At 72.5% G+C, this 14080-nt stretch carries 13 protein-coding genes; 11 read left to right on the plus strand and 2 right to left on the minus strand.

Annotated elements, in window-relative coordinates; translation table 11 throughout:
• The first annotated feature begins 52 nt into the window (after positions 1-52).
• The 4 genes from KLI87_RS16215 to KLI87_RS16230 are packed head-to-tail and all read left to right on the plus strand — an operon-like array spanning position 53 to position 4059.
• A complete protein-coding gene (locus tag KLI87_RS16215; RefSeq protein WP_214617735.1) occupies positions 53-1096 on the plus strand; it encodes an ABC transporter ATP-binding protein in 1044 nt (347 codons plus the stop codon).
• 46 nt (positions 1097-1142) lie between these two features.
• Complete coding sequence (locus KLI87_RS16220) at positions 1143-2351, plus strand: ABC transporter substrate-binding protein (protein ID WP_156221043.1); 1209 nt, start codon at positions 1143-1145, stop codon at positions 2349-2351.
• Complete coding sequence (locus KLI87_RS41540; protein ID WP_214617736.1) at positions 2330-3250, plus strand: ABC transporter permease; 921 nt, start codon at positions 2330-2332, stop codon at positions 3248-3250. Before KLI87_RS16220 ends, KLI87_RS41540 begins: the two co-directional genes overlap by 22 nt.
• Entirely contained in the window at positions 3250-4059 is an 810-nt protein-coding gene (locus tag KLI87_RS16230; protein WP_156221042.1) for an ABC transporter permease, read from the plus strand. Before KLI87_RS41540 ends, KLI87_RS16230 begins: the two co-directional genes overlap by 1 nt.
• 53 nt (positions 4060-4112) lie before the next feature.
• Here the strand turns inward: KLI87_RS16230 and trpD are convergent, their stop codons facing one another.
• Positions 4113-5162: an anthranilate phosphoribosyltransferase gene (gene trpD / locus KLI87_RS16235; RefSeq protein WP_214617737.1), complete on the minus strand. Its 1050-nt coding sequence runs from the start codon at positions 5160-5162 to the stop codon at positions 4113-4115.
• Between the two features lie 100 nt (positions 5163-5262).
• Positions 5263-5694, minus strand: coding sequence for a response regulator transcription factor (locus KLI87_RS16240; protein ID WP_156221040.1), 432 nt, complete (start codon positions 5692-5694; stop codon positions 5263-5265).
• 160 nt (positions 5695-5854) lie between these two features.
• On the opposite strand from KLI87_RS16240, the gene KLI87_RS16245 reads away from it, so the two are divergent.
• From KLI87_RS16245 to KLI87_RS16275, 7 genes are all read left to right on the plus strand, one after another.
• Positions 5855-6508 (plus strand): heme-copper oxidase subunit III, encoded by a 654-nt coding sequence (locus KLI87_RS16245; protein WP_173390992.1) that lies wholly within the window; start codon positions 5855-5857, stop codon positions 6506-6508.
• 68 nt (positions 6509-6576) lie between these two features.
• Positions 6577-7488 (plus strand): c-type cytochrome, encoded by a 912-nt coding sequence (locus KLI87_RS16250; protein ID WP_214617739.1) that lies wholly within the window; start codon positions 6577-6579, stop codon positions 7486-7488.
• Complete coding sequence (locus KLI87_RS16255; RefSeq protein ID WP_156221037.1) at positions 7485-8636, plus strand: ubiquinol-cytochrome c reductase iron-sulfur subunit; 1152 nt, start codon at positions 7485-7487, stop codon at positions 8634-8636. Before KLI87_RS16250 ends, KLI87_RS16255 begins: the two co-directional genes overlap by 4 nt.
• Complete coding sequence (locus tag KLI87_RS16260; RefSeq protein ID WP_214617740.1) at positions 8633-10273, plus strand: ubiquinol-cytochrome c reductase cytochrome b subunit; 1641 nt, start codon at positions 8633-8635, stop codon at positions 10271-10273. Before KLI87_RS16255 ends, KLI87_RS16260 begins: the two co-directional genes overlap by 4 nt.
• 82 nt (positions 10274-10355) lie before the next feature.
• Positions 10356-11483, plus strand: coding sequence for a glycosyltransferase family 4 protein (locus KLI87_RS16265; RefSeq protein WP_214617741.1), 1128 nt, complete (start codon positions 10356-10358; stop codon positions 11481-11483).
• Between the two features lie 83 nt (positions 11484-11566).
• The gene (locus KLI87_RS16270) at positions 11567-12376 is read left to right on the plus strand and encodes a hypothetical protein (protein WP_156221034.1); all 810 of its coding nucleotides are present in this window, start codon (positions 11567-11569) and stop codon (positions 12374-12376) included.
• A gap of 120 nt (positions 12377-12496) precedes the next feature.
• On the plus strand, positions 12497-14023 hold the full coding sequence (locus KLI87_RS16275; RefSeq protein WP_214617742.1) for a penicillin-binding transpeptidase domain-containing protein: 1527 nt from the start codon (positions 12497-12499) through the stop codon (positions 14021-14023).
• Positions 14024-14080: the final 57 nt, after the last annotated feature.

A 14080-nucleotide genomic window follows, 5' to 3' on the forward strand; every position in this document is an offset into this window, starting at 1 on the left:
ATACCGGATCATCACTTGAACTGAAACTTATGAATCCATATGTTTTCATCCCATGTCGGTTTCAGCGGTGCGGATCCGCGACCTCCGCAAGGGCTTCGGCGCGGTCGAGGCGGTCGCGGGCGTCGACCTCGACATCGGGGACGGCGAGTTCTTCTCGATGCTCGGCCCGTCCGGGTCGGGCAAGACGACCGTGCTCCGGCTGATCGCGGGGTTCGAGCGTCCCACGGCTGGAACGGTCGAACTGGCCGGCCGTGACGTCACCTCCCTCCCGCCGTTCGAGCGCGACGTCAACACCGTCTTCCAGGACTACGCGCTGTTCCCGCACCTGGACGTGCTCCGCAACGTCGAGTACGGGCTGAAGGTGCGGCGGGTGCCGCGCGCGGAGCGCCGCGCGCGGGCCCGGGAGGCGCTGCGCGGCGTCCGGCTGGAGGGCATGGAGGCGCGGCGCCCGGCGGAGCTGTCGGGCGGCCAGCGGCAGCGGGTCGCGCTGGCCCGCGCGCTGGTCAACGAGCCCCGCGTCCTGCTGCTGGACGAGCCGCTCGGCGCGCTCGACCTCCGGCTGCGCGAGGAGATGCAGGCCGAGTTGAAGGCCATCCAGCGCCGCGCCGGGATCACGTTCGTGTTCGTCACCCACGACCAGGAGGAGGCGCTGACGCTCAGCGACCGGGTCGCGGTGATGGACCGCGGCCGGATCGAGCAGGTCGGCACCCCGGCGCAGCTGTACGAGCGTCCGGCGACCGCGTTCGTGGCGGGCTTCGTCGGCACCTCCAACCGCGTCGGGGACGTCCGCGTCCGTCCGGAGAAGCTCCAGGTCGACGGGCTCGACGGGGTCGGCACGGAGCGCGGGCCGGGCCAGGGGGACCGGCACGCGCTCGGCACGGTCGCCGACCTCGTCTACGCGGGCGCGCTCACCCGGGTCCACGTCGACCTGGACTCGGGCGAGCGGGTCGTGGCGCTCCGGCAGAACCTCGCGGCCTCGGACGACATGCCGCACCGGCCGGGCGACCGCGTCCGGGTCCGGTGGCACTCCGCGCACGAGTTCCGGGTGGCGGACGCCGGCCGGGGCGACGCGGCCGAGGCGGCGCCCGCCTCCTGAACCGCACGACACCTCCTTCATCACCCCCCGAAATAAGGAGTTCCCCATGTGGTCCACGCGCGTGGCGCTCGCCGCCACGGCAGCGCTGGCGATCGGACTGACCGGCGCCTGCGGCGACGGCGATTCGGCAGGCAAGGCGACCGGTGCCGGGCAGGGCGGGTTCACCGTCCCGAAGATCGCGGCGCGGCAGTCGCTCGGCGCGGGCGAGGGCCGGGTCAACCTGGTCGCCTGGGCCGGGTACGCCGAGGACGGCTCCAACGACAAGAAGGTCGACTGGGTCCACCCCTTCGAGAAGCAGACCGGCTGCAAGGTCAACACCAAGATCGCCGGGACGTCCGACGAGATGGTCACGCTGATGCGGACGGGGGAGTACGACGCCGTGTCCGCGTCCGGCGACGCCTCGCTGCGGCTCATCGCCTCCGGCACGGTCGCGCCCGTCAACACCGCGCTGGTGCCGAACTACGCCGACGTGTTCCCCGGCCTGAAGCTCAAGCCGTGGAACTCGGTGAACGGCGTCGCCTACGGCATCCCGCACGGGCGCGGCGCGAACCTGCTGATGTGGCGGTCGGACAAGGTCAGGCCCGCGCCGACGTCCTGGGGCGCGGTGTTCGACGCGAACTCGCCCTACAAGGGCAAGGTCACCGGCTACGACTCGCCGATCTACATCGCGGACGCGGCGCTGTACCTGATGTCCTCGCGCCCCGAACTCGGGATCAAGAACCCCTACGCGCTCGACCAGAAGCAGTTCGACGCGGCCGTCGCGCTGCTGAAGACGCAGCGCGGCCTGATCGGCGAGTACTGGTCGGACTACACCAAGGAGGTCCAGGCGTTCAAGAGCGGCGACTCGGTGCTCGGGACGACCTGGCAGGTCATCGCCAACCTCGCCAAGGCCGAGAAGGCGCCGGTGGAGGTGGCGCTGCCGAAGGAGGGCTCGACCGGCTGGTCGGACACCTGGATGGTCGGCGCCAAGGCCAAGAACCCGAACTGCGCCTACAAGTGGATGGACTGGATCGTCTCCCCGAAGGCGAACGCCCAGGTCGCCGAGTGGTTCGGTGAGGCGCCCGCCAACGCCAGGGCGTGCGGGCTGACCGCCGACAGGAAGTTCTGCGACACCTTCCACGCCACCGACGAGACCTACTTCTCCAAGGTGCGCTTCTGGACGACGCCGATCGCGCAGTGCCTCGACGGCCGCAAGGACGTCAAGTGCGTGGACTACTCCAAGTGGACCCAGGCGTGGACGACGATCAAGGGCTGACCGCCGTCGCCGCCGCGGCCCGCCCGGCGCCGGGTCCCCGGCGCCGGGCGGCGGCCGTCCTGCACCGCCGCCCCCGGCTGCGCCTGACGCTGCTGCTGAGCGCCCCGCTCGCCTGGCTGGTGCCCGGCTACCTCGGCGCCCTCGCCGCGATCTTCCTGACCGCGTTCTGGACGACCGACACCTTCACCGGCGAGGTGGTCCACCAGTACACGCTCGCCAACTTCCAGACGCTCTGGGACGAGCCCGTCTACCGGACGATCGCGCTGCGCAGCGTGGGCGTCGCCGCCGCCGTCACGTTGATCGACATGGTGATCGGCCTGCCGATGGCGTTCGCCATGGCCAAGGTCGTGAGGCCCCGCCGGCGGCCGTACCTGGTCGTCGCGGTGCTCGCGCCGCTGTGGGCGCCCTACCTCGTCAAGGCGTACGCGTGGCGGGTCATGCTGGCGCACGGCGGCCTCGCCGACGAGGCGCTCGGCCCGTTCGGGCTGTCGGGGCCGGGCTACGGCCTGACCGCGACCGTCCTCGTGCTCGCCTACCTGTGGCTGCCGTACATGATCCTGCCCGTCTACACGGGCCTGGAGCGGCTGCCCGACTCGCTGCTGGACGCCTCCGGCGACCTCGGCGCGCGGCCGCTGCGCACGCTCCGCGCCGTCGTGCTGCCGATGGTCTTCCCCTCGCTGGTCGCCGGGTCGGTCTTCACGTTCTCGCTGTCGCTCGGCGACTACATCACCGTGAAGATCGTCGGCGGCCGGACACAGCTGCTCGGCAACGTCGTCTACGACAACGTCGGCGCCGCCAACAACCTGCCGTTCGCCGCCGCCGTCGCCACGATCCCCGTCGTGGTGATGCTGGCCTACCTCGCCGCCGCCCGCCGCACCGGCGCGCTCAGGGAGCTGTGATGACCCTCTCGCCCGCGGCCCGCGCCGCGCTGCGCGCCGTGCTGGTCCTCGGCCTGGCGGTGATCTACGTCCCGCTGCTGGTCGTGCTGGTCAACTCCGTCAACGCCGACCGGGCGTTCGGGTGGCCGCCGACGTCGTTCACCGGGCGCTGGTGGGCGCACGCGATGGACGACGCGGGCGCCCGGCGCGCCGTGCTCACCAGCGTCAAGGCCGGGCTCGGCGCGACGGCGATCGCGCTCGTGCTCGGCACGGCCGCCGCGTTCGCGGTGGCCCGGCACCGCTTCTTCGGCCGCGAGGCCGTGTCGCTGGCCGTCGTGCTGCCGATCGCGCTGCCCGGCATCGTCACCGGCATCGCGCTCAGCAACGCCTTCCAGGTCGTGCTGAAGCCGCTCGGCGTCGGGCTCGGCCTGTTCACCGTGATCGCCGGGCACGCCACGTTCTGCGTCGTCACGATCTACAACAACGTCCTCGCCCGGCTGCGCCGCACCGGGACCAGCCTGGAGGAGGCGTCCGCCGACCTCGGCGCCGACACCTTCCAGACGCTCCGGTACGTGACGTTCCCGGCGCTGCGCTCGGCGATGCTCGCCGGGGGGCTGCTGTCGTTCGCGCTGTCCTTCGACGAGATCATCGTGACCACGTTCACCGCCGGGCCCGGCGCCCAGACGCTGCCGATCTGGATCTTCGGCAACCTGTTCCGGCCGAACCAGGCGCCGGTCGTCAACGTGCTGGCCGCCGCCATGATCGTGCTGTCGGTGATCCCGATCTGGATCGCGCAGCGGCTCTCCTCCGGCGCCCGCTCGCCGGTGTGAGGGCGTCGTGTGAGGGCGTCGTGTGAGGGCGCTGTGTGAGGGCGCGGAGGGGGTCAGGCGCGCAGGCCCCGCGAGACCTCGATCCAGCGGTCCAGCAGGGCGCTCGCGGCGCCGGAGTCGATCGCCGCCGCAGCCCGCTCGTAGCCGGCGCCCAGCGTCGCGGTGAGGTCGGCGGCGGCCGGCGCGCCCTCGAACGCGGTGATCAGCGCGGCGGCGTTCAGCAGCACCATGTCGCGGACGGCGCCGGGCGCCCCCGCGAACACCTCGCGCGCCACCCGGCCGTTGAACGCGGCGTCGGCGCCGCGCAGGTCCTCCGGCTTGGCGGGCGCGATCCCGAGGTCGGACGGGTCGAACGTCGTCTCCACCGCCGCGCCGTCGCGGACCACCCACACCGTGGACGTGCCGGTCGTCGTCAGCTCGTCGAGCCCGTCGTCGCCCCGGAACACCAGCGACGAGCAGCCGCGCGAGGCGAACACGCCCGCGACGACCTCCGCCATCCGGGGATGGAACACCCCCACCGCCTGCGCGGGCGGCCGCGCCGGGTTCGTCAGCGGGCCGAGGAAGTTGAACACCGTCGGGGTGCCCAGCTGGCCGCGCGCCTTGGAGGCGTGGCGCAGCGCCGGGTGGAACATCGGCGCGAAGCAGAACGTGATGCCGGTCTCCTCGGCGACGCGCGCGGTCGCCTCCGGCGGCAGGTCGATCGCGACGCCGAGGTGCTCCAGCAGGTCGGCGGCGCCGCACGAGGACGAGGCGGCCCGGTTGCCGTGCTTGACGACCTTCACCCCGGCCGCGGCGCCCACCACGGCCGCCATCGTGGAGATGTTGACGGTGTGGGCCCGGTCGCCGCCCGTGCCGACCAGATCGGCGAAGCGGCCCGCCACCGTGATCGGGGTGGCGTTGTCCATCATGCCGTCGGCGAGGCCGGACACCTCGGCGACCGTCTCGCCCTTGGCCCGCATCGCGACCGCGAAGCCCGCGATCTGCACGTCCGTGGCCTCCCCGGCCATGATCTGGTTCATGGCCCAGGCGGTCTCCTCGCTGGTCAGCGAGTCGCCGTCGAGGAGGGCGTTCAGCAGTGCGGGCCACGTCGTGCGGGCGTCCATGTCGCTCCGGGGAAGTTCGTCCGGGGGCGGTGCGCCCCGGGCTGAATCTGTTCTGGCCTGCCCGGCCTGTGCCTGCCAGGCCCCGCCTGAGGAGTCGGGCCTACAGGGCGGGCAGGCGGCTCTCGGCGCGCCGCCGCATCAGCCCGGCGAGCGCGGTGGCGAGGGCCATCGGGTCGAGCGGGAGGCTGACCACGGCGTCGGCGCGCGACCAGGTCGCGAGCCAGCCGTCGTCGCGGCGGGCGATGATCGCCAGGACCGGCGGGCAGTCGTAGACCTCGTCCTTGGCCTGCCGGCACACCCCGAGGCCCCCGGCGGGCTGGGCCTCGGCGTCCACGACCAGCACGTCGATGTCGCCCTCGTCCAGGCGCGCCACCACGGCGGGCTGGGTCGCGATCTCCACGAACTCGACCCGCGGGACGTCCGCGGCGGGGCGGCGTCCGACCGCCATCCGGATCTGGGCGCGGGTGTTCGCGTCGTCGCTGTAGACGAGAACCTTCATCGGGCTCTCCGTGCTCTCCGGGGCGGTGCTCATGGCACCGAAGGGTACCGCTTCGCGTGCGTGCGCACGAGATACGCCCCCGGCCGCTGCCAGGCAAGAGCCCCGGAGAGGTCCTCCGGCGCGACGCGCCGTGACACGCTCGGGGAACTCTAGAAGGGGGGTCATGCGTCGATCACTGGATAGGGGCGCAATAATGCTGCCCGTGACAGCATCCGCGATAGAGACAACACCTCACGCACGGGCAAACCGTCCCAATCTGGTCAGCGTGGGGACGATCGTCTGGCTGTCGTCCGAGCTGATGTTCTTCGCGGCGCTGTTCGCGATGTTCTTCACGATCCGCTCCGTGACGATCGGCCAGTCCGGGCACGGCGCGTGGCCCGGCGCCCCGCTGAACCTGCCGCTGTCGGCGGTCAACACCACCGTCCTGGTGCTGTCCTCGGTGACGTGCCAGATGGGCGTGTTCAAAGCGGAGGCGGGCAAGGTCGGCCGGGACGGCGGCCTGCTGAACTTCCGGCGGTGGGGGCTGCGCGAGTGGTACGTGCTGTCGTTCCTCATGGGCGCCTACTTCGTCGCCGGGCAGGCGTACGAGTACTACAGCCTGGTCACCAAGGACGGCCTCACGCTGTCCTCGTCGGCCTACGGCTCGGTCTTCTACCTGACCACCGGCTTCCACGGCCTGCACGTCACCGGCGGGCTCGTCGCGTTCCTGTTCGTCCTCGGGCGGACCTACGCCGCCAAGCGCTGGACGCACGAGCAGGCCACGAGCGCGATCGTCGTGTCCTACTACTGGCACTTCGTCGACGTGGTGTGGATCGGCCTGTTCGCCACCATCTACCTGCTCGACTGACGTGACGCCGTGACCTGCTCGACGACCTGCTCGAACCACCAGACGACATGACCCGAACGGGGATTTCCGTGAGAAGGATCACCGCATGGCGACGGCGCCCCTGGGCGGGCTACGCCGTCGTGCTGGCGGCCCTGGCGGCGATCGGCGCCATCTACGCCGGCTTCTCGCCGCAGACCGGCCGCGCCGAGGCGGAGGGCACCGCCGCGGCCGCGCAGGACCTGGGCAACGGCAAGCAGCTGTTCAACAAGAACTGCGCCAGCTGCCACGGCCTGAACGCCGAGGGCACCAAGGACGCCAAGGGCAAGCCGATCGCCCCGAGCCTCATCGGCGTCGGCGCCGCGTCCGTCGACTTCCAGGTCAGCACGGGCCGCATGCCCGCGATGAACCCGGGCGCGCAGATGCCGCGCAAGGAGCCGATCCCCCCCTTCGACACCTCGATCAAGACCGACTACGAGGAGAAGGAGAAGCGGGAGGCGGCCGAGAAGCAGAAGGCGCAGGCCGAGAAGAACCTGGCCGACCTGCGCGCCTACATCTCCTCGCTCGGCAACGGCCCGGACGTCCCCCCGGCCTCGGCGGTCGACCCGAAGACCGGCGACGTGGCCCTCGGCGGCAAGCTGTTCCGCACCAACTGCGCCCAGTGCCACAACTTCACCGGCCAGGGCGGGGCGCTGACCGGCGGCAAGTACGCCCCGCCGCTGAACAACAGCGACGTCACGCCCACCCAGATCTACGAGGCCATGCTGACCGGCCCGCAGGCGATGCCGGTGTTCAACGACACCACGCTCACGCCCAAGGACAAGCAGGCGATCATCGCCTACCTCGTCCAGACGCGCGAGGAGCCGAACCCGGGCGGTAACGGCCTCGGCCGCATCGGTCCGGTGTCGGAGGGCCTGGCGGGCTGGCTGATCGGGATCGGCCTGCTGGTGCTGGCCGCCATGTGGATCACCGCGAAGAAGCCGAAGAAGCTGAAGAAGCCATGAGCGACGACAACAAGGACGACACCGGCGCCGCCGGCTCGGAGGAGCCGCGCAGGGGCGCCCGCGGCGGGGACGGCCGGCGTGAGGAGGCCCCGCGCGAACGGGTGATCCGCACGCCGTCCCCCGCCAGGGACAAGGAACTGCTCGCCGAGGGCGACATCTCGGCCCCGGCGGGCGCGGGAGAGCAGCTCGACGAGGCGTCGGCCAAGCGGGCCGAGCGCGTCGTCGCGACGTTCTTCCTGCTCGCCTTCGCGGGCAGCGTGGGCTTCATCGCCTACTACATCGGCTGGAGCGGCCGCGACGGCGGCATGCACGGCGTCGACCGGGCCCGGGAGTCCAACTTCTGGCTCGGCGGCATGATGGCGCTGTCGTTCCTCGCCCTCGCGATCGGCGTCACGATCTGGGTGCGGCGGCTGATGACCAGCAAGCCGATCATCCAGGAGCGGCACCTGCCGGCCGCCGACGAGGAGACCCGCGCCGGGTTCAACGAGGACTTCATGGAGGGGGCGGTCGACAGCGGCATCACCAAGCGGCCGCTGCTGCGCCGCACGCTGCTGCTGGCCTCCGCCCCGCTCGGCCTCGCCCCGCTGGTGCTGCTGCGCGACCTCGGCCCGCTGCCGGAGAAGAAGCTCCGCAGCACCTTCTGGGCCAAGGCCGTCGAGGAGGCGCACAAGCAGGGCAAGAAGGGCGTCCGGCTCGTCGTGGACGGCACCAACCGCCCGCTGCGGGTCAGCGACTTCTCCTCGCCCGGCTCGATGATCACCGTGCTGCCGGAGGGCATCGAGGAGCACGTCCCCGAGGAGCAGGTGCTCACCGAGACCGCCAAGGCCGTGACCATCCTCATCAACGTGCCCGCGGACGAGTTCAAGCCCGCCAAGGGCCGCGAGAACTGGCACGTCAACGGCATCGTGGCCTACTCCAAGATCTGCACGCACGTCGGCTGCCCGGCCGCGCTGTACGAGCAGACCACGCACCACATCCTGTGCCCGTGCCACCAGTCCACCTTCGACGCCACCAACGCCGCGAAGGTCGTGTTCGGCCCGGCCGCCCGTCCGCTGCCGCAGCTTCCGCTGTCGGTCGAGGACGGCTACATCGTCGCCACCAGCGACTACCACGAGCCGATCGGCCCGAGCTTCTGGGAGCGCGGATGAGCCAGACGACAGCTCCGCAGTCGGTCGACGCCTCGCTGAACTGGCTCGACGACCGGCTCGGCTCCACGACCTTCATGAAGCGCAACCTCAAGAAGGTCTTCCCCGACCACTGGTCGTTCATGCTGGGCGAGATCGCCCTGTACTCCTTCATCATCCTGCTGCTGACCGGGACGTTCCTGACGCTCTGGTTCCAGCCGAGCATGCAGGAGGTCGTGTACAACGGCTCGTACACGAAGCTGAACGGCGTGAAGATGTCGCAGGCCTACGCCTCGACGCTGGAGATCAGCTTCGACGTGCGCGGCGGCCTGCTGATGCGGCAGATCCACCACTGGGCCGCGGTCCTGTTCATGGCTTCGATCTTGGCGCACATGCTGCGGGTGTTCTTCACCGGCGCCTACCGCAAGCCGCGCGAGCTGAACTGGCTCATCGGCATCGGCATGTTCACGCTCGGCATGCTGGAGGGCCTGTTCGGCTACTCGCTGCCCGACGACCTGCTGTCGGGCACCGGGCTGCGGATCACCCAGGGCGTCACGGAGTCGATCCCGCTGGTCGGCACCTACCTGTACATGTTCCTGTTCGGCGGCGAGTTCCCCGGCCAGGACATCGTGCCCCGGCTGTTCACCATCCACGTGCTGCTGATCCCGGGGCTGATCCTCGGCATGGTCACCGCGCACATGATGATCATGTGGCACCAGAAGCACACCGCGATGCCGGTCAAGAACCAGACCGAGCAGCAGGTGTACGGCTACCCGTTCTACCCGGTGTTCATGGCCAAGACCGGCGCCTACTTCCTGTTCACCTTCGGCGTGCTCGCGCTGATGGGGGCGTTCGTCCAGATCAACCCGATCTGGCTGTTCGGCCCCTACGACCCCGGCGCGATCTCCGCGGGCTCCCAGCCCGACTGGTACATGGGCGTGCTGGAGGGCGCGCTGCGCATCATGCCGAACTGGGAGATCTCGGCCTGGGGCCACACGGTCAGCTTCAACGTGCTGATCCCGGCGACGGTGCCGCTCGGCATCATCTTCACCGGCGCGGCCGTCTGGCCGTTCGTCGAGGCGTGGGTGACCGGTGACAAGCGGCACCACAACGTCAACACGCGTCCGCGCAACGCCCCGGTCCGCACGGCGACGGGCATGGCCGCGGTGACGTTCTACGGGATGCTGTGGATCGCGGGCGCCAACGACGTGCTGGCCGACAAGTTCCACCTGTCGATGTTCGGGATCACGTGGTTCTTCCGCGTGGGGATCTTCATCGGGCCCTACCTGGCGTTCGTCATCACCAAGCGGATCTGCCTGGGCCTCCAGCGCAAGGACGCGAACATCATCGGGCACGGCGAGGAGTCCGGCATCATCATGATGTCGCCGGACGGCCGGTACTCCGAGCGGCACGAGCCCGCGCGCGAGGAGAAGCGGGTGACGATCCTGTCCAAGGAGAACACCCGTCCCGAGGCGCCCGCCAAGGACGCCCGCGGGATCCCGGCGCCCGGCTCCAAGGGCCCGCTCGGGCATCTGCGCTCGCGCCTCAACCGCGCCTGGACCTTCGACGACATCCCCGTCGAGGAGCACGAGCACGGCGAGCACGGCGAGGGTGGGCACGGCGAGGTCGAGGGCCGGGAGTCCCGGCCGCTCAGCCGCTGACCGCCGCCGCGATGTCGCAGGCAGGGGCCCGTCACCGGACGTCCGGTGGCGGGCCCCTCCGCTTGCCTTCCGGACCCGGCCGATGACCCGGACGCTTTTCGTCACCAACGACTTCCCGCCGCGTCCGGGCGGCATCCAGGCGTTCGTGCACGGCCTCGCCGCGCGCCGTCCGCCCGGCTCGGTGGTCGTGTACGCGCCGGCGTGGGAGGGCGCGGCGGGGTTCGACGCGCGGCAGCCGTTCCCGGTCGTCCGGCACCCGGGGTCGCTGATGCTGCCGGTGCCGGGCGTGCTGCGCCGGGCGCGGGAGGTGCTGCGCGCGGAGGGCTGCGAGTCGGTCGTCTTCGGCGCGGCGGCGCCGCTCGGGCTGCTGGCGCCCGCGCTGCGGCGGAGCGGCGCGGGACGGCTCGTCGGGATCACGCACGGGCACGAGGCGGGCTGGGCGTCGCTGCCGGTCGCGGGCGGTGCGCTGCGCCGCATCGCGGACGGCCTGGACGTCCTCACCTACCTGGGCGAGTACACGCGGTCGCGGATCGCGCCGGCCCTGTCGCCGGACGCGGCGGCGCGCATGGCGCGGCTCGCCCCCGGCGTCGACGAGCACGCCTTCCGGCGGGGCGCGGGGGGCGCGGAGATCCGCGCTCGGCACGGCCTGTCCGACCGCCCGGTCGCGGTGTGCGTGTCGCGTCTCGTGCCGCGCAAGGGGCAGGACGCGCTGATCCACGCGTGGCCGCGCGTCCTGACGCGGGTCCCGGACGCGGCGCTGCTGCTCGTCGGCGGCGGCCCCTATCGCGCCGAGCTGGAGCGGCTGGCCGCCTCCCTCGGCGTCGACCGCTCGGTGGTGTTCGCCGGGAACGTTCCGTGGGAGGAGCTTCCGGCGCACCACGACGCGGGCGAGGTGTTCGCGATGCCGTGCCGCACCCGCCGCCGCGGCCTGGACGTGGAGGGCCTCGGCATCGTCTACCTGGAGGCGTCCGCGACCGGGCTGCCGGTGGTCGCGGGCGACTCCGGCGGCGCGCCCGACGCGGTCGTCGACGGGGAGACCGGCGTGGTCGTGCCGGGCCGGTCCGTCGCGCGCGTCGCCGACGCGGTCGCCGCCCTCCTCGCCGATCCGGCGCGGGCCCGCGCGATGGGGGAGCGGGGGCGCGCGTGGGTGGAGCGGGAGTGGCGCTGGGAGGTCCAGGCGGCGCGGCTGGGCGCGCTGCTCGGCCACTGAGATGTGGCCCCATGGTCAGCAACGAAAATCCCTAGGTCATGCCACGTTTCGCGGCACGTCGTGAGGGTGCGAGGATGCGGGATATGGAGAACGCGGACATCGAGGACGCTTGGGCCCGGGCTCCGGGAGAGGCCGCCCGCTGGCTGCACGAACTCGACCCCGACCACTGCTACTCGGGTTTCGAGCCGCCGCGGAACCCCGACTCCGCCTGGCTTCTGCACGCGATGTACGCGTGGGAGGAGGGCCTGGTCACCACGACCCACGACGACGTCCACCAGTCGGTGACGGCGGCCGGGCTCGTCGAGCCCGCCGATCCCGCCGCCGACGTCCCCGGCGACGTGGGCGACCTGCTGGAGGGCGCGATCGTCACCGGCACCGAGCTCGGCCGCAGCGGCGACCCGGGCGCGGGGTGGCGGCGGCTGCGCTGGCGGGAGCTGGCGCGCGGGTTCGGGGAGCCGGTCGTGCCGGAGGGGGAGCTGCCCGGCAACCGCTGCCTGCGCCAGGGCCATCCCACCGGGAGCTGGTCGGCGGCGATCCAGCCGCCCGCCGAGGGCTGCCTGGACCGCGAGAGCTGGCACCGGCTCGTCGGCGTGCTGCTGCGGCACAGCCCGGCGGGCGCCGACACGCGCTGCCTCGCCTACTACTGCCCGCTGGTCACGGCCGACTGGGACAACGAGACCGTGCTCGCGGGGCGGCTCGGCGACGCGGCGCGGCTGTACGACCATCCGGGGATGGCGAGCTGCCCGTCCGACCTGTGGTCGGCCGACCGGTCGTGGGTGGTCTACTGCGACTGGGACCTGTGGGGCACCAAGGTCGTCGGGCCGACGGAGCTGGTCGAGGCCGTGCTGGCCGACCCGGAGCTGGAGGGCGTCCGGCTGCCCTGGACGCGCTGACCCGACACGCCGAGTGACCGCTCGGCCGCGCGTCGAAGATCAGCCTCGGGTCGCATGTGCCGGGCGACCGGGGGCTGAGATGATCGTGCTCCGCTCGGGGGGAGAGTGGAGAGATGTCGCGTGCGATCACGGGGCGTGGCCGTGCTGGCCGTGTTGGTGACGCTGGCGCTGGCGGCGGGGGCCGCCGCGGTGTGGCTGTGGCCGGGGAGGGACGAGGGGACACCCGAGGAGGTGGCCCGCGACTACTTCGCCGCCTGGTCGCGGGGGTCCCTCGACGGGATGGGGAGGCTGGTCGCCGACCCGCCGCCGGACTTCGCCGACCAGCACCACGCGCTGTCGGACGGGCTGCGGGTGAGCACGATCGCGCTGGATCCGCGTCCGGTGGTGCGGTCGGGGCCCGACACGGCGCGCGCGGCCTTCACGGTCACGCGCGCGGTCGCGGGACGCGGCGACTGGACGTTCGGGTCGGAGCTGAGGCTCGGGAAGGTGGACGGGCGGTGGCGCGTCCTGTGGACGCCCTCGACCCTGTACCCCGGGCTGAAGGGGAAGGGCACGTGGTCGCTGCGCGAGGTGACGGTGCCCGCCGTCGCGCCGGTCGCGCGCGACGGGAAGCCGTTCCCGCAGGACGGCCCGCTCCAGCCCTACCTGAGCGCGATCAACGAGCGGATGGAGGGCGAGGCCGGCACCGGGTGGGTCATCGAGCTGCGTGACGGCTCCGGGCCCGTCCAGCGGGTCAAGGTGCTCGGGGTGAAGGCGACCCGGAAGGTCCGCACGACGCTGGACCGGCGCGTCCAGGCGGCGGCGGAGAGGGCCGTCGGGGGGCGGCAGGCGGCGGTCGTCGCGATCCGCCCGTCCAGCGGGGAGATCGTCGCCGTCGCCGACGCGCTCGGCGGGATGGGCGCGTTCGTCGGCACCTACCCGCCGGGCTCGACGTTCAAGGTCGTGACCGCGGCGGCGCTGCTCGCGGACGGGATGGGCGCCGGATCGGCGGCCGACTGCCCGGCGGTCGTCGTCACCGCGCAGCGGACCATCCGCAACGACCAGAACCACGACCTCGGGCGGACGACGCTGCGGGACGCGTTCGCGGCGTCGTGCAACACCACGTTCGCGCGCCTGGCGGTGGAGAAGGCGGGCGCGAAGAAGCTCGCGGCGGCGGCCGAGTCGTTCGGGTTCGGCGCGCGGGTCGCGCCGGGCCTGACCGCCGCCCCCTGCCCCTTCCCGTCGGTCGGGAGCGGCGCGGCGCTGGCGGAGGCGGGCATCGGGCAGGGGCAGGTGCTGGCGAGCCCGCTGCTGATGGCGTCGGTCGCGGCGGCGGTGGCGGACGGGACGTGGCGCGCCCCCCGGCTGCTGTCGCCGGAGCTGATCCGCGAGGGCGGGGGAGGTGTTCCGGACGCCCACGACGTCCCGGGCGCCGCCGACCTGCGGTCGATGATGCGCGCGGTCGTCACCGGCGGCACCGCCGCGCGGGCCGGGCTTCCGGAGGGGACGTCCGGCAAGACCGGCACCGCCGAGTACGACGGCGGCACCCACGCCTGGTTCATCGGCTTCCGCGGCGACCTGGCGTTCTCCGTCCTCGTCCCGGACGGCGGGTCGGGCCCCGAGGTGGCGGCGCCGCTGGCCGCCGCGTTCCTGCGCGGCCTGAGGTGACGCCGCGCGGTCGAGGTGACGCTGCGGGGTGAAACGTTTTTGGGCATCCTCATTCAT

Source organism: Actinomadura sp. NEAU-AAG7 (assembly GCF_018603865.1).
GTDB classification, from domain to species: Bacteria; Actinomycetota; Actinomycetes; order Streptosporangiales; family Streptosporangiaceae; genus Spirillospora; species Spirillospora litoris.